We start from the raw sequence: 15,682 nt of genomic DNA, 5'->3' as shown, positions 1-15,682 counted from the left end.
GTGGTCGCTCCGGGCGGGCGGGGGAGTGTGGGGGAGGTGCGCGGATCAGGCGGGGGGTGCGCCCCAGGCCAGGACACTGCCGAGGTAGCCGGGGATCGCCGGGGCGTCGGTGTAGGTCGTGGCGGTGCCGCGGCTGTGGTCGTCGGTCTCGTCGAACGCGGACCAGTCGCTCTTGGCCATCCGGAGCTGGATGTCACCGGTGTCGCGGCCCGCGGCGAGGGAGCCGGCCGAGAAGCCGACCTCCAGGTAGGCGTCCGCGCCCGCGACCGGTGAGGTCAGCGGAACGACCCTGAGCTTGACGTTGGAGCAGCCGACCGCCGCGTAGTCGCACCAGGCGCTCACCGTGGACGAGCCGCCGTCCCGGGTGAAGTAGTAGCGGGCGGTCACCCCGGTCAGGTCGACGGCGGCGCTGCCGGTGTTGGTGATCCGCAGGCCGGGCCGGATGGCGTTGTCGGTGGCCGAGGAGTCGTTGTTCTTGTACGAGACCTTCAGCCCGCCGGCCGGGTCGGGGCCGCCGCCGCCCGCCTCGGTGGTGACGCTCAGCGCGGCGGAGGCGGCGGAGACGTTCCCCGCGGCGTCGCGGGCCCGCACGGTGTAGCTGTAGGCCGTGGCGGCGCTCAGCCCGGTGTCCGTGTACGTGGTCCCGGCGGACGGCGAACCCACCCGGGTGCCGTCGCGGTACACGTCGTACCCGGTCACGCCCACGTTGTCGGTGGCCGCGGTCCAGGCCAGGGAGACACTGCTCGCCGTCTTGGCGGTGGCCAGCAGTCCGGTCGGGGCGGTCGGGGCGGTGGTGTCACCCGGGTCGGTGCCGCCCGTCGGCACGGCGGGGTAGGCGTTGCGCACCAGCATCAGGAACTGGTTGTGGAACCAGTGGCCGGCCAGCGGTGCGTCGGGAAGCGCCCCGGTCTTGTTGTTGCCCGCGTTGGACGCGGTGTAGTCGGGGTCGCACATCGGGTCCGCGTGCTTGCCCTCCTCGTTGGGGATGTCCTTGCTGGCCCCGTCGGACTCCCCCGGCGGCTTGACCCACAGGAAGGCGTCGAGGTGCGAGTCGGAGTGTCCCGAGGGCGCGGCCTGCGGGGGCTGTCCGAGTCCGGCTCCGCTCGTGTTGCACCACAGTCCGCGGTGGGCGCGGCGGTCGACCTTCGACTCGTTGACGTAGGTGTCGAGGGTGGTGCTGGTGCTCTCCGCGGTGGGTCGCGCGGTGCCGCCCCAGCCGTTGCGGGAGGTGTCGATCACCAGGCCGGTGGAGGCGGGCCAGCCCGCCGAGACCAGCGCCCGGTGCACGTTCCTCGTGAAATCCACCTCGTCGAAGTTCGGGTTCCACTCGTAGTACTTGCCGGACTTGACCGGGTTGCCGCCGACCGTCTTGTCAGGGTTGGTGAGGAACGGTTCCTCCAGCGGCGTGTAGTTGGCGACGTTCGTGATCAGCCCGTCGACGCTGCTCAGCCCGGCCGCGGTGCCCCGGGCCACCTCGGTGTACTGCTGCACGGTCTGGGTGAGGTTGTTGTCCCAGCCGAGCCAGCCGGAGTGCGCGTAGTCCAGGTACGTGTACACGTTCGGGATCGCGTGCAGCTTGTCCAGGGCGTACTGGACGCCCTTGACGTACAGGCCGCTGCTCTTGGCCTGGGCGCACTCGGGGTCGGAGGTGTTGGTGACCAGGTTGGGCAGGCTGTCGGGCTCGATGACCGTGGTGATGCGGATGTCCTGGTACTTGGGGTTCTTCATGACGTCCGCGATGACGTCGATGTACTCGCTCTTGTAGCGGTCCAGACCCGCCTGCGTGAGCGGGAGTTCGCCGCTGGAGGCGAGGGCGGCGCAGTCCCGTCCCGGCAGGTCGTACACCACGAAGGTGGCGGTGATCGGCTGTCCGGGCTTCTTCTGGGCGAGCGCCAGGTCGAGGTGGTCGGCCAGGCCCTTGCGTCCCGCGTTGTCCTCACCGCCGTGGACGGCCGCGATCCGGTCCATCCAGACGGCGGTCGGATAGCTCTTGACCTTCTCCATCTTCGCCTTGAGCGTGGCGTCGGAGGTCTGCCCGATGGACGTGTCCACCAGCTCGGCGTAGTCGGGGTTGACGTAGAAGGTCGCCCCCGCGAAGGGGTTGTCGACATGGGCTTCCGCCGCTGCGGCGGGCTGTCCCGCGATCTGGCCCGCCGCCCCGAGCATCAGGGCGGCCAGGGCGGTGGCCAGGGCTGCCGACCGTCGTCGGCGCTTGCGCGGCAGCGCGGCGCCGTCGGCTCTGGTCGGATTGGTCATCGTGCCCTCCTCGGTGGTGGGTGCGGGTGTGTGCCGGTCGTGCGTCAGGACCCGGCGCACCGCGGAGCGGGGGTGCCCCCGGTACCGCTCGCGGTGAAGCCGGACGATGGGGGCGAGAGGAGTGGGAGTCCCCCGGTCTCGTTCGCGGTGAAGCCGAACGATGGTGGTGGCGACAGGAGCGGGGGTGCCCCCGGTACCGCTCGCGATGAAGCCGGCCGAGGCGGTGGCGACAGGAGCGGGGGTGCCCGGTCCCATGCGCGGTGCGGCCGGATGAGGTGGTGGCGGCCGGCGACAGGGCGTCCCGGGCGGCGGCCCGGCTGGCGGGGGTCCTGGCAGGGCAGGACGGCCCGCCCCGGGCGACGGCCCGCCTGACGGGAGTACTGGCAGGGAAGGACGGCCCGTCCCGGGCGACGGCCCGCCTGACGGGAGTACTGCCAGTGAAGGGCGGCGGCCGTCGGGGCCTCACCGGTCGGGGCGTGGGCCGCGGCGCGCAGTACTGCGGCTGTCGCGGAGCCGCGTAACGGCAGGATGGGGCTCGGGCTCATGGGGGGTGGGCCTTTCCGGGCGCGGGCCGGAGGGGGGAGAGGGCCTGCCCCCGTCGGTGCGGGAAGGCGGGGCAGGCCCCGAACGCCGGTGCGGCGCACCGGCGTCGGTCACGCGCTGGTGCAGGCGGTGCCGTTCAGGCTGAATCCGGTGGGCCTGGTGAACGTGCCGCTGTAAGTGCCCTGGAAGCCGAAGGTCTGACTGCCCCCGGCGGCGATCCGCGCGTTGTGCGCCGCGGGGCTCGCCGTCACGGCGCCCGAGGAGCCGGACAGGTCGGCGTTCCAGGAGTTGGTGACGCGCTGTCCGGAGGGCAGGGTGAAGCCGAGCCGCCAGTTGTCCACGGCGGCGGAACCGGTGTTCCTGACGGTGACGTCCGCCGTGAAGCCGCCCTGCCAGACGTTGGTCGCATAGGTCACCTGGCAGGCCGTGGCGGGACCACCGGGGCCGCCCGGGTCACCGCCGCCGCCGAGGTCGACGGTGGAGGAGAAGGAGTTCACGGCCAGACCCGCGCCGTTCTGCCAGGGCTCGAACCCGGCCTGAACGCTGGTCAGGTACCAGTTGTTCTGTGCCAGGCCCCGGGCGACGGTCTGGTCGACGAAGTCCATGACGTCGAAGCTCCAGCCGCCGATCGCCGAGGGGGCGACGAAGGAGATCACGTCGTTGGAGCCGTTGCTCCCGGTCCACACCTCCCAGGAGCGGCCGCCCACGGAGGCGGTGCCGACCGGAGAGCCGATCGGCTGGATCGGCCCGACGCGGTTGAACCAGATCATGATCTCGGTCCGGTTGACGCCGTCGGTGCGGGGCGTCGGGTCCAGCCAGATGTCGTACGAGGCGTTGTAGACGGCGTTCGACACATAGCCGTACGAGATGCTGCTGGGCGCGCTGGAGATGGTGCTGACCTGCGCCGGGAGGTTGGTCCCCGGCGAACAGTTCGTGTAGTGACAGCCGTTGAAGACCGACGGGTACGACTTGGGGGCGCCGTTGGTCGGGACCGAGCCGTCCGCCTGGGTCACGCGGAAGCCGGTGTCGGTGGCGGTGACGCACTGGGCGGCGCTGGTGCCCCAGCGGTTGTTCTGTACGACGTAGCGCCCCTGGACGACGGCCGAGCCGAACTGCTCGCAGATCACGGTGTCGGCGGCCTGGGCCGGCTGGGTCGCCACGAGGAGCGCCGCGACGGCGGCGAGGGCGGAGAGCAGCGCGGCTAACAGGCCGCGCGCGGTGCGAGGGCTGTGCGGTGACGGTCGCATGCGGGTGCCTCTCGGAAGAAGATCCGGACAGGTCGCGTCTCACGGAGGGAGCCGGACGGCTCATTTCGGGAGCGCTCCCACCCCTCACTGGTGGGAGCGCTCCCACTCACCGTCCGAGTCCGGACTGTAGGAGCCTCACATGTCCCTGACAACCCCATGCGCAAGGACTTCGGCGACGGATTTTCGAAGCCGCACGTCAGCCCGAGGGTGCGTCTGAGGCCGTCCGGCGCCTTGGGAGCGCTCCCGAAATGTTGCGTAACAAATCGGGCTCAGGCGGAGCCGCGCACCACCAGTCGCGTGCGCAGGATGACGTGCCGCCACGCCACCTCGGGCCGCTCCATCTCCTCCAGCAGCAGCCGCACCATGGTCCGCCCGATCTCCTCCATCGGCTGGCGGACCGTCGTCAGCGGCGGGTCGGTGTGCTGGGCGAGCGGGAAGTCGTCGAAGCCGATCACCGCGACGTCCTCGGGCACCCGACGCCCGGCGCCCCGCAGCACGCCCAGCGCCCCGGCGGCCATGGTGTCCGAGGCGGCGAACACGGCGTCGACGTCCGGGTGCCGCTCCAGGAGTTCGGCCGCCGCCCGGCGCCCGCTGCCCTCGGTGAAGTCGCCCTCGACGACCAGCGGTTCCAGCCCCGCGTCGGCGAGGGCCTCCCGGTAGCCGCGCAGCCGGCACTGGGTGACGTACATGTCGAGCGGACCGGTGACCGCGGCGATCCGGGTGCGCCCGCCACGCACCAGGTGCCTCACCGCGTCACGGGCACCGCCCACGTTGTCCGCGTCGACGTACGTGACGTTCTCGTCGCCCGAGCGGCGCCCGAGCAGCACCGTGGGCAGTCCGGCCTCGGCGAGCATGTCCGGCAGCCGGTCCTCGCTGCGTACGGACATCAGCAGGACCCCGTCCACCCGTCCGCCGCGCGCGTACGCCACCAGGCGCCGCCGCTCGGCGCCGGTGCGGACCAGGGTGAGCAGCAGCTGGACCGAGGCATCGGCGAGGGCGTCGCCGACCGACTGGACGATCTCCGCGAAGAAGGGTTCCCCGAACAGCCGCCAGTCCCGCTCGGTCATGACCAGCGTCACGGCGTCCGCGCGCCGGCCGGCCAGGGAGCGCGCCGCCAGGTTCGGGACATAGCCCAGTTCGGCGATGGCCCGCTCGACGGTCCGGCGCGTCGAATCCTTCACGCCCGCCGCGTTGTTGATGACCCGCGAGACGGTCCCCCGCCCGACACCGGCCAGGGCCGCGACCTCTTCCAGTGTCGGCGAACCAGGGCGCTGCCTCCCCATAACCACCCCCAAGGGCACCCGATCCTACGGGCCGTGCGCGCGCATGATCGAGGGCCGGGAGACCTGTGAGTCCGGACGAGGGGTCACGGTCCACGGGCAAGTACCCGCTGCGACCGTCAACCGGACGCGTCCGGTATCCCGCCCCTGAGAGTGGGCCTGGGCCGGTACCCCTTGCCGAGACCGCATTCCGCCCTACGGTCTGTCGCATGCCCGAACCAGGAGCCTCCCCGCTCAGCCAGGCGCCTCCCCCGGCGCGCTCCCCGCTGTTTAACGCCGAGCAGTTCGTCTGGCTGACCGCGCGCGTGCTGGAACAGCGCCTCTTCGCCTACCACTTCCTGAACGGCCCCGCCGACCCGGTGGAGACCGCGCTGGACGCCTACCGCAACGACGACGGCGGGTACGGCCACGGTCTGGACCCGGACCTGCGGGGCCCGGTCAGCCAGCCGCTGCACGCCTGCCGCGCGCTCCAGGTGCTGGACGCGATCGGGCGGTGCGGCGGACAGCGTGTGGACCGCGTCTGCCGCCATCTCACCTCGGTCTCGGCCCCGGACGGCGCCCTGCCGGCCGTCCATCCCAGCCTGCGCGGCTACCCCGCGGCACCGTCGCTGCCGGTCGTGGAGCCGGCGCCCAGCTCCCTCCTGGCCACGGGGCCGGTGGTGGGCCTGCTGCATCGCAACGACGTCTGGCACGCCTGGCTGTTCCGCGCGACGGACTTCTGCTGGCAGGTCGTCGAGTCCCTGGAGAAGTCGCATCCGTACGAGGTGGAGGCGGCGGTCGCCTTCCTGGACTCGGCTCCGGACCGCCCGCGCGCGGAGGCGGCCGCCGACCGGCTGGGCCGGCTGGTGCGCAGGCAGCGCCTGGTGGCACCGGAGCCGAGCGGCGCCGACGGCTCCCCGCTCGCGGAGGGGGCGTCCCACTTCCCGCACGAGTACGCGCCCCGTCCGGACTCCCTCGCGCGCGCGTGGTTCACGGACGAGGAGATGGAGCGCTCCCTCGACCGGCTCACCGGCGAGCAGCGGGAGGACGGCGGCTGGCCGACCCGCCGGCACCGGTGGGCGCCCGGTATCGCGCTGGAGACCCGCCCCATGGCGACCATCGAGGCGCTGCGCACCCTCCGGGCGTACGGCCGCCACATCGGCTGACCGGCACCCCGCGCCCCCAAGGGCACGGTCAGCCTCCGAGGGCCCGCACCCCCGCCGTCACGAGGACGGCCGCCGCGACGACGAGCAGGAAGGGTGCCCGCAGGATCAGCATGACGGCGGCCGCGGCGAGCCCGCCCACGCGCGCGTCCAGGACGAGCTCCCGCCCGTCGGCGAACGTCTGCTGGGCGGTCAGCGCGGCCAGGAGGGCGACCGGCAGCAGGGCGGCCAGGCGCCGCACGAGGGGCCGCTCCAGGGCACCTGCGGGCACGAGGAGCCCGATCAGCTTCACGGCGTAGCAGCCGATCGCGGTGACGGCGATCGCGATCCAGACGTTCATCGTCCCTCCTCCGGTGCGCCGCCCCGACGGCCCCGCGCCCACAGCACGACCGGCGCCGCCAGCGCGGCCACCAGGACCGGCACACCGGCGGGCAGGACGGGCAGCAGTCCGAGTCCCAGCACCACGGCCAGACCGGCCACGGCGCGCTCGGTCGTGGACTTCAGCATCGGCGCGAGCAGGGCGAGGAAGACCGCGGGTCCCGCCGCGTCGAGCCCCCAGGCGTCGGTGTCCCCGATGGCCTCGGCGCCCAGGGCACCCAGCAGGGTCGTGAGGTTCCACAGCACGTACAGGCTCAGCCCGGTCACCAGGAACCCGATCCGGGCGCTGCGCCGGGTCGGCTGCGCCAGCGTCACCGCGGTCGTCTCGTCGATCACCCACTGGGCGGCGAACGGCCGTATCGCGCGCGTGAGGCGCAGCACCTGCGACAGGCGCAGCCCGTAGAAGGCGTTGCGCACGCCGAGGAAGAAGGCGCCGGCGGCCGCGGTCAGCGGGCTGCCGCCCGCCGCGAGCGCCCCGACGAGCGCGAACTGGGAGGCCCCGGTGAAGACCAGCAGGCTGAGCGCACAGGTCTGCGCGAGGGTGAGTCCGCTGCCGGCGGACGTCACTCCGAAGGCGAAGCCGGACAGCCCGACGGCGACACCCACACCGAGGGCGTCGCGCACCACGGCGGCGTCGGGCTTGCCCCGGCCGTCGTCGGGATCCGTCCCGTGGGTGTGGTCCCCGTCGTCGGGATCCGTCCCGGGGGCGCGGTCCCCGTCGTCGGGATCCGTCCCGGGGGCGCGGTCCGGGTCCCGGTCCGGTGCTGGGTCCTGGGCCTGATCTGTCCTGGGTCCTGCGAGGGCTTTCCGTTCTGACACGTCCGCAACGCTAGGACGGCTCCCGCCAGGCGTCTTGTACGTTCTTGCGCTCGCGCTGGTAGGCGCCGGGCGGCACGCCGACGATCCGGCTGAAGTGCCGGTTGAGGTGGGGCTGGTCGGTGAAGCCCACGGCGAGCGCGGCCTCGGCGGGTGAGACGCCCGCGTCCAGCATCCGGCGGGCGCGCCGCACGCGCGCGTCGGTCAGCCAGGTGTGCGGCGGCATCCCGTAGGTGTCCCCGAACGCCCGCAGCAGGGCGAAGGGGCTGGCGCCCAGGTCGCCGGCGAGCCTCTCCAGGCTGGGCGGCTCGGCCATGCGCCGTTCGAGCACCTCGCGCGCGCGTGCCGCGACACGGGCGCCGGCCGACCGCACCTCGCGCTGCGGCAGCTCCCCTCCGTTCAGCCGCAGCAGCCGGGTCACGGCGACCCGCAGGAGGGTGTCGGCGGCGAGCGCGTTGCCCTCGTCGGCGGCCCGCAGCACCTGGTGGACCAGGGACACGGCGTACGGATCGTCCAGCACGGGCCGTACGAACCCGGGCGTCCCCCTGATCGACGTCGTCTCGGCGGCGATCTCCGCGACGACCTGCGGCGAGGGGTAGACCGCCCCGTACTGCCAGCCCTCGGGGACACCGGCCCGCCCGGTGTGGGGCGTGTCCGGGTTGACCAGCGCGAGCGCCCCGGCCCCGGCGTACTGGTCGGCGCCCCCGTGGTGGAAGACCTCCACGCCGTCGGCGATCGCGGCGATCACGAAGTGCTCGTGGGTGTGCCGCACGAACGCCTTGCGGATGTAGCGGGCGCGCAGCAGGTCGACGTCGGGCAGCTCGGCGTACCGCCAGTGCCGCGCCTTCTCACCCTGCCCCGCCATGTCCCCATTGTCCGCGACCCGCGCTCCTCCCTCGCCCCGGGTGCGAAGGGGCCCGCCGGCGGTTCCGGCTCGGCGACATCCGCGCAGGTCAGCCGTCTTGTCAGTCCCCGGGTGCAGGATGGACGCATGGTCAGCGATCCGCAGCGAGCCCTGGACGGCTTCTCCCCCGCGACCCGTGGCTGGTTCACGGGTGCCTTCTCCGCGCCCACCGCGGCGCAGGCAGGCGCGTGGCAGGCCATCCACCAGGGCTCGGACGTGCTGGTCGTGGCCCCGACCGGTTCCGGCAAGACGCTGGCCGCGTTCCTCGCCGCCCTGGACCAGCTGGCCTCCGCGCCCCCGCCGGCCGACCCGAAGAAGCGCTGCCGCGTCCTGTACGTCTCCCCGCTGAAGGCCCTCGCCGTGGACGTGGAGCGCAATCTGCGCAGCCCGCTGACCGGCATCCGCCAGGAGTCCGTCCGGCTCGGCCTGCCCGAGCCGGAGGTCAAGGTCGGCATCCGCTCCGGCGACACCCCGGCGGCGGAGCGGCGGGCGCTGTCGACCCGGCCCCCGGACATCCTGATCACCACGCCCGAATCCCTGTTCCTCATGCTGACGTCGGCGACCCGCGACGCGCTGACCGGCATCGAGACGGTGATCCTGGACGAGGTGCACGCGGTGGCGGGCACCAAGCGCGGCGCCCATCTCGCGCTCAGCCTGGAGCGCCTGGACGAGCTGCTGCCGAAGCCGGCGCGGCGGATCGGCCTGTCCGCGACCGTCCGCCCGGTCGACGAGATCGCGCGCTATCTCTCGCCGCGCCGGAAGGTGGAGATCGTCCAGCCGGAGTCGGGCAAGGAGTTCGACCTGTCGGTCGTCGTCCCCGTCGAGGACCTGGGCGAGCTGGGCGGCTCCCCGGTGTCCGACGGCTCCGAGGGCCAGGAGCGCCCGTCGATCTGGCCGCATGTCGAGGAGCGGATCACCGACCTCGTCCAGTCGCACCGCTCCACGATCGTCTTCGCCAACTCCCGCCGTCTCGCGGAGCGCCTGTGCAACCGCCTGAACGAGATCGCCTACGAGCGGGCCACCGGCGAGCCCCTGGACGAGCACCACTCCCCGGCGGAGCTGATGGGCGGTTCCGGTGCCGCCCAGGGCGCGCCCGTGGTCATCGCCCGCGCCCACCACGGCTCGGTCTCCAAGGAGCAGCGCGCCCTGGTGGAGGAGGACCTCAAGGCGGGCCGTCTCCCCGCGGTCGTCGCCACCTCCAGCCTGGAGCTCGGCATCGACATGGGCGCGGTCGACCTCGTCGTCCAGGTCGAGTCGCCGCCGTCCGTGGCGTCGGGCCTGCAGCGCGTGGGCCGCGCGGGACACCAGGTCGGAGCCGTGTCCACGGGCGTGGTGTTCCCGAAGTACCGGGGCGACCTGGTCCAGGCCGCCGTGGTCACCGAGCGCATGCGCACGGGCGCCATCGAGTCCCTGCGCGTCCCGGCGAACCCGCTGGACGTCCTCGCTCAGCAGCTGGTCGCCATGACGGCGATGGACACCTGGCAGTTCGACGACCTTCTCGCGCTGGCCCGCCGGGCGGCTCCCTTCGCGTCGCTGCCCGAGTCGGCGTTCACGGCGGTCCTCGACATGCTCGCCGGCCGCTATCCGTCGGACGCCTTCGCGGAGCTGCGCCCGCGCGTGGTGTGGGACCGGGTCGCCGGCACCGTCACCGGCCGGCCGGGCGCCCAGCGTCTCGCGGTCACCTCGGGCGGCACGATCCCCGACCGGGGCCTGTTCGGGGTGTTCCTCGCCGGATCGGACCCGAAGAAGGGCGGCGGCCGGGTCGGCGAGCTGGACGAGGAGATGGTCTACGAGTCCCGTGTCGGCGACGTGTTCACGCTGGGCACCAGCTCGTGGCACATCGAGGACATCACGCGTGACCGGGTGCTGGTCTCCCCCGCCCCGGGTGTGCCGGGCCGCCTGCCGTTCTGGAAGGGCGACCAGCTGGGCCGCCCGCTGGAGCTGGGCCGCGCGGTGGGCGCGTTCCTGCGCGAGGTCGGTTCGCTGTCGAAGGAGGACGCCCGGCTCCGCCTGGTCACCGCGGGCCTGGACGCCTGGGCCGCGGACAACGTGCTGTCGTACCTGGACGAGCAGCGCGAGGCGTGCGGTCACATCCCGGACGACCGCACGATCGTCGTCGAGCGCTTCCGCGACGAGCTGGGCGACTGGCGTGTGGTCGTGCACTCCCCCTTCGGCGCCCAGGTCCATGCCCCCTGGGCGCTGGCGCTGGGTGCGAAGCTCTCCGAGCGCTACGGCATGGACGCGCAGGTCATGCACGCCGACGACGGCATCGTGCTGCGTCTGCCGGACGCCGACCTCATGGGCCTGGACCTGCTGGACCAGGAGCCCAGGAAGGGCGGCACGGAGTACGACGCCGACCAGGCGCCCGTCGGCGCGGCGGACGTCGTCTTCGACAAGGGCGACGTCGACCAGGTCGTCACCGACCAGGTCGGGGGCTCCGCGCTGTTCGCGTCCCGTTTCCGCGAGTGCGCCGCGCGCGCCCTGCTGCTTCCGCGCCGCAACCCCGGGAAGCGCACCCCGCTGTGGCAGCAGCGCCAGCGAGCCGCGCAACTGCTGGAGGTGGCCGGCGAGTTCGGTTCGTTCCCGATCGTCCTGGAAGCGGTCCGCGAGTGCCTTCAGGACGTCTTCGACGTCCCCGGGCTCGTGGAGCTGATGGGCGACCTGGAGGCCCGCAAGGTGCGGCTCGTCGAGGTCACCACCCCCGAGCCGTCCCCCTTCGCGCGCTCCCTCCTCTTCGGGTACGTCGCCCAGTTCCTGTACGAGGGGGACTCGCCGCTCGCCGAGCGCCGCGCCGCCGCCCTGTCGCTCGACTCGCGGCTCCTGGCCGAGCTGCTCGGGCAGGCGGAGCTGCGCGAGCTGCTGGACGCCGAGGTGCTGGGCGAGCTGGAGCGCGAGCTGCAGTGGCTCACCGAGGACCGCCGGATCAAGGACGTCGAGGGCGTCGCGGACCTCCTGCGCGTCCTCGGCCCGCTCACGGACGCCGAGCTGGCCGAGCGCGGCGCGGAGCCGGCGTGGGCGCGGGAGCTGGCCGGTGCCCGCCGCGCCATCAAGGTGCGGATCGGCGGCGCCGACCACTGGGCGGCCATCGAGGACGCGGGCCGCCTGCGCGACGCGCTGGGCACAGCGCTGCCCGTGGGTGTGCCGGAGGCCTTCACCGAGCCGGTCAAGGACCCCCTCGGCGACCTCCTCGCGCGCTACGCCCGCACCCACGGCCCGTTCACGTCGGCGACGGCGGCGGCCCGGTTCGGCCTGGGCGTGGCGATCACCGACGGCGCGCTGCAGCGGCTGGCGGCGAACGGACGCGTGGTGCAGGGCGAGTTCCATCCGGCCGGCATCGGCCAGGAGTGGTGCGACGCCGCTGTGCTGCGCCGGTTGCGCCGCCGCTCCCTCGCCGCGCTGCGGCACGAACTGGAGCCGGTGCCGCCGGGCGCGCTCGCGCAGTTCCTGCCGCAGTGGCAGCACATCGGCAAGGGCCACGGCCTGCGGGGAATCGACGGACTGGTCCGCGCCATCGAGCAGTTGCAGGGTGCCTCCGTGCCCGCGTCCGCGCTGGAGAAGCTCGTCCTGCCGTCCCGTGTCGCCGGGTACCAGCCGGCCATGCTCGACGAGCTGACGGCCGCCGGTGAGGTCGTGTGGGCGGGGGCGGGCTCACTGCCGGGCAAGGACGGCTGGGTCTCCCTCTACATGGCGGACACGGCCCCCCTGCTGCTGCCGCAGCCCCACCCCCTGGAGCTGACGGCGCTGCACCAGTCGATCCTGGACGCGCTGTCCGGCGGCTACGGCCTGTTCTTCCGTCAGATCGCGGACCAGATCCGCGCCACCACCCACCCGGAGGCCACCGACCCGCAGCTCGCGGACGCCCTGTGGGAGCTGGCCTGGTCGGGTCGGCTGACCAACGACACGCTCGCACCGATGCGTTCGCTGCTGGGCTCGGGCCGCACCGCGGGTTCCACGGCCCACCGCGCCAAGCGCACGGTCCCGCGCGGTCGGTACGGCTCGCTGACCGCCGCCGCCCGCACCGCCTCCCGTACCGGCCCGCCGACCGTCGCGGGCCGCTGGTCCCTGCTGCCCGCGCACGAACCGGATCCGACCGTGCGGGCCCACGCCCTGGCCCGCACCCTGCTGGATCGGCACGGCGTGGTGACGCGCGGCGCGGTCGCCGCCGAGGGCGTCGAGGGCGGCTTCTCGGCGACGTACCGCATCCTGGCCGCCTTCGAGGAGAGCGGCCAGGCCCGGCGCGGCTATGTGGTGGAGGGTCTGGGCGCGGCGCAGTTCGCGATGGACGGCGCGGTGGACCGGCTGCGCGCGGTGTCCAACGCCCGCGACCGCGGGGAGGACCTGCCCGCCCCGCGCGCACCCGGCACCGACGGCTCGGGCGGCACCCCGGACGACCCGGACGGCGGCCCGTCCTACGACATCCCCGACCTCGACCACGACTTCCTCGACGCGCACCTGGACCGGCTCAAGCCGGACGAGTACGTCTCCCCCCTGGACCGGGCCGCCGCCGGCACCCGCCGGGGACCGAACGCCCCGTGGGCGAACGGCGCCCGCCGCAACAGACCGGCCCCGGACACGCGGGCCGTGGTCCTCGCGGCGGCCGACCCGGCGAACGCGTACGGCGCCGCCCTGCCCTGGCCCGAGCCGCCCACCGGCGCCGGGCACAAGCCGGGCCGCAAGGCGGGCTCGCTCGTCGTCCTGGTCGACGGGGAGCTCACGCTCTACATGGAGCGCGGTGGGAAGACCCTGCTCGCCTGGCCGTCGGCCCCGGAGACCGAGCCCGCCGACGACGTCCGGCTGCGGGCCGCCGCCGAAGCCCTGGCGGGCGCCGCCGCGGCGGGTTCCCTCGGCACGGTCACGGTGGAGCGGGTGAACGGTGCAGCGGCCCTGACCTCCTCCGTGGGCACGCTCCTGGAGGCGGCCGGCTTCATCGCGACCCCGCGAGGGCTCCGCCTCCGTGCCTGACGGCCCGGCCACCGCCGGCACCGCAGCCACCCGAGGCACCGCGGGACCGGCTCCCCGGCGTGCTCCCCGCCCCCTCGTGTCACCCTTGGAGACATGCCCGAAGGTGACACGGTCTGGCAATCGGCGAAGCGGCTCCACGCCGCGCTCGCGGGCCGCGTGCTGGCCCTGAGCGACTTCCGGGTGCCGAAGTTCGCCCTGGTCGACCTGTCGGGCCGTACCGTCCTGGACGTCACCGCGCGGGGCAAGCACCTCCTCACCCGCGTCGAGGGCGGGGTGACGATCCACTCGCACCTCGGCATGGAGGGCTCCTGGCGGATCTTCACCGACGAAGAGCGCTGGACGGGCGGTCCCGTCCACCAGATCCGGGCGGTCCTGACCACCGCCCCCGCCCCGGACGCGGCCACCGCCGGGGCGCGCCCGGCCCGTACGGCCGTCGGCTACCGCCTCCCCGTCCTGGAGGTCCTGCGCACCGCCGAGGAGGACACGGTGGTCGGGCATCTCGGCCCCGACCTGCTGGGCCCGGACTGGGACCCGGACCGCGCCCTGGCCAACCTGCTCGCCGACCCCGGGCGTCCGCTCGGCGAGGCCCTGCTGGACCAGCGCAATCTCGCCGGTGTCGGCAACGTCTACAAGAGCGAGATCTGCTTCCTGCTGCGGGTCACCCCCTGGCTGCCGGTCGGCGCGCTCCCCGCCGAGCACACCGCCCAGCTGCCGCTGCTGACCAAGAAGCTGCTGGAGGCCAACCGCGACCGCCCGATCCGCAGGACGACGGGCCTGCGCGGCCAGGACCTGTTCGTGTACGGCCGCGCGAGGCGTCCCTGCGTGCGCTGCGGCACCCGGATCCGCGTGGCGCAGCAGGGCGACGGCTCCCGTGAACGCCCCACCTACTGGTGCCCGAACTGCCAGGCGGGCCCCGCCCCGACCGGCACGCCCCCGCGCCCCGGTGACCGCGACCGCGCCCCTGGCCGCGACCCTGACCGCGACCGCGCGAAGAGTTGACGCCCCGTCAGAAGCGGCTCTACGGTCCCCTCATGCCCGTCACGGCGTACGACCTCACCGGCCGCACCGCGTTCGTCACCGGCGCCGCCGGGGGCATCGGCCGCGCCTCGGCCGTCCTGCTCGCCCGAGCCGGTGCCACGGTGCACTGCGCCGACCGCGACGCGCGGGGCCTGTCGGAGACGGCGGACCTCGTCAAGGCGGCCGGCGGCAGCGCCCGCACCCACCCCCTGGACGTCACCGACCGAGCGGCGCTCCACCGTGTCGTCTCCTCCTGCGAGCGGCTGGACGTGCTGGCGGCGATCGCCGGGATCATGCACAGCAGCCCGGTCCTGGACACCCGTGACGAGGATCTGGACCGGGTCCTTGACGTCAATTTCAAGGGCGTGCTGTACGCCTGTCAGGAGGCCGCCCGCGTCATGCTCGACCGGGCCGTCCCCGGCAGTATCGTCACGATGGCCTCGGGCGCCGTCGACTCCGGGGTGCCCGGCCTCCTGGCGTACGGCGCGGCCAAGGCCGCCGTGGTCCAGCTGACGAGGATCCTCGCGGCGGAGCTGGGCCCGCACGGCATCCGCGTGAACGCGGTCGCCCCGGGCTGGATCCGCACCCCCATGACCGACCGGCACGACGACGCCGTACAGGCGCGGACGGAGTCGTCCATGGCGCGGCTGTCACCGCTGGGCCGGGTGGGCGAACCGGAGGACGTCGCGCACACGGTGCTTCATCTGGCGTCGGACGCCTCGTCGTTCACGACGGGGCAGATCCTGCGTCCGAACGGTGGTGTGGCGATGCCGTGGTAGCGCGTCCCGCGCGCCAGGCCCTCACCCACTGCTTCGCGTCGACGGCTCCGTCCGCCTGGTGCTTCGGTTCGCAGTGCACCGGCAGCAGGCTCAGCCCCCACCCGCCGGCGGCGACGGCCGCCTCCAGCGCTCCCGCGCCCGGTACGCACACGAGCCGCACCACGGCCCACCACCACAGCGCGGAACCCCCGAGGACCGCCCCCCAGCGGGCTATGGGCCGTGCCATCCGCTCACCTCCAGCCCGGCGCCGGATCACTCCTCGCGCCACCAGGGGGCGTACACGGCGCCGGCGACCTCGTCACCGCGCGTCAATGCGCCGTCACACACCCACCCTGACCGGCGCGCGGCACCTCGGCAA

10 protein-coding genes are annotated in these 15,682 nt (G+C 74.0%); 4 read left to right on the top strand and 6 right to left on the bottom strand.

Features of this window, described 5'->3' with window-relative positions:
- Window positions 1–45: 45 nt before the first annotated feature.
- The 3 genes from ADL34_RS05775 to ADL34_RS05765 all read right to left on the bottom strand — a co-directional run bounded on the left by ADL34_RS05775 (window position 46) and on the right by ADL34_RS05765 (window position 5,329).
- Window positions 46–2,256, bottom strand: a complete 2,211-nt coding sequence (locus ADL34_RS05775; RefSeq protein WP_062673092.1) for a glycoside hydrolase family 6 protein — start codon at window positions 2,254–2,256, stop codon at window positions 46–48.
- A gap of 653 nt (window positions 2,257–2,909) precedes the next feature.
- On the bottom strand, window positions 2,910–4,046 hold the full coding sequence (locus tag ADL34_RS05770; protein WP_062673080.1) for a GH12 family glycosyl hydrolase domain-containing protein: 1,137 nt from the start codon (window positions 4,044–4,046) through the stop codon (window positions 2,910–2,912).
- Window positions 4,047–4,315: 269 nt separating this feature from the next.
- On the bottom strand, window positions 4,316–5,329 hold the full coding sequence (locus tag ADL34_RS05765; RefSeq protein WP_062673078.1) for a LacI family DNA-binding transcriptional regulator: 1,014 nt from the start codon (window positions 5,327–5,329) through the stop codon (window positions 4,316–4,318).
- A gap of 206 nt (window positions 5,330–5,535) precedes the next feature.
- Here ADL34_RS05765 and ADL34_RS05760 point away from each other — a divergent pair, with 206 nt between their 5' ends.
- A complete protein-coding gene (locus ADL34_RS05760) occupies window positions 5,536–6,471 on the top strand; it encodes a hypothetical protein (RefSeq protein WP_062673077.1) in 936 nt (311 codons plus the stop codon).
- Window positions 6,472–6,499: 28 nt separating this feature from the next.
- Here ADL34_RS05760 and ADL34_RS05755 read toward each other — a convergent pair whose 3' ends face one another.
- From ADL34_RS05755 to ADL34_RS05745, 3 genes are all read right to left on the bottom strand, one after another.
- Window positions 6,500–6,808, bottom strand: coding sequence for an AzlD domain-containing protein (locus ADL34_RS05755; protein WP_062673075.1), 309 nt, complete (start codon window positions 6,806–6,808; stop codon window positions 6,500–6,502).
- Window positions 6,805–7,473, bottom strand: a complete 669-nt coding sequence (locus tag ADL34_RS05750; RefSeq protein WP_079034413.1) for an AzlC family ABC transporter permease — start codon at window positions 7,471–7,473, stop codon at window positions 6,805–6,807. The genes ADL34_RS05755 and ADL34_RS05750 overlap by 4 nt, the downstream gene beginning before the upstream one ends.
- A 202-nt stretch (window positions 7,474–7,675) precedes the next feature.
- Complete coding sequence (locus ADL34_RS05745) at window positions 7,676–8,527, bottom strand: AraC family transcriptional regulator (RefSeq protein WP_062673073.1); 852 nt, start codon at window positions 8,525–8,527, stop codon at window positions 7,676–7,678.
- A gap of 126 nt (window positions 8,528–8,653) precedes the next feature.
- Here ADL34_RS05745 and ADL34_RS05740 point away from each other — a divergent pair, with 126 nt between their 5' ends.
- From ADL34_RS05740 to ADL34_RS05730, 3 genes are all read left to right on the top strand, one after another.
- A complete protein-coding gene (locus ADL34_RS05740) occupies window positions 8,654–13,528 on the top strand; it encodes an ATP-dependent helicase (protein ID WP_062673071.1) in 4,875 nt (1,624 codons plus the stop codon).
- A 93-nt stretch (window positions 13,529–13,621) separates the two neighbouring features.
- A complete protein-coding gene (locus tag ADL34_RS05735) occupies window positions 13,622–14,527 on the top strand; it encodes a DNA-formamidopyrimidine glycosylase family protein (protein ID WP_062673069.1) in 906 nt (301 codons plus the stop codon).
- A gap of 32 nt (window positions 14,528–14,559) precedes the next feature.
- A complete protein-coding gene (locus ADL34_RS05730) occupies window positions 14,560–15,324 on the top strand; it encodes an SDR family NAD(P)-dependent oxidoreductase (protein WP_062673067.1) in 765 nt (254 codons plus the stop codon).
- The last annotated feature ends 358 nt before the right edge of the window (window positions 15,325–15,682 follow it).

The organism is Streptomyces sp. NRRL WC-3605 (assembly GCF_001509795.1).
Classification (GTDB): Bacteria; Actinomycetota; Actinomycetes; order Streptomycetales; family Streptomycetaceae; genus Streptomyces; species Streptomyces viridochromogenes.
Note: the sequence above shows the minus strand (reverse complement) of the source record. Positions and strands in the feature narration are given on the sequence as shown.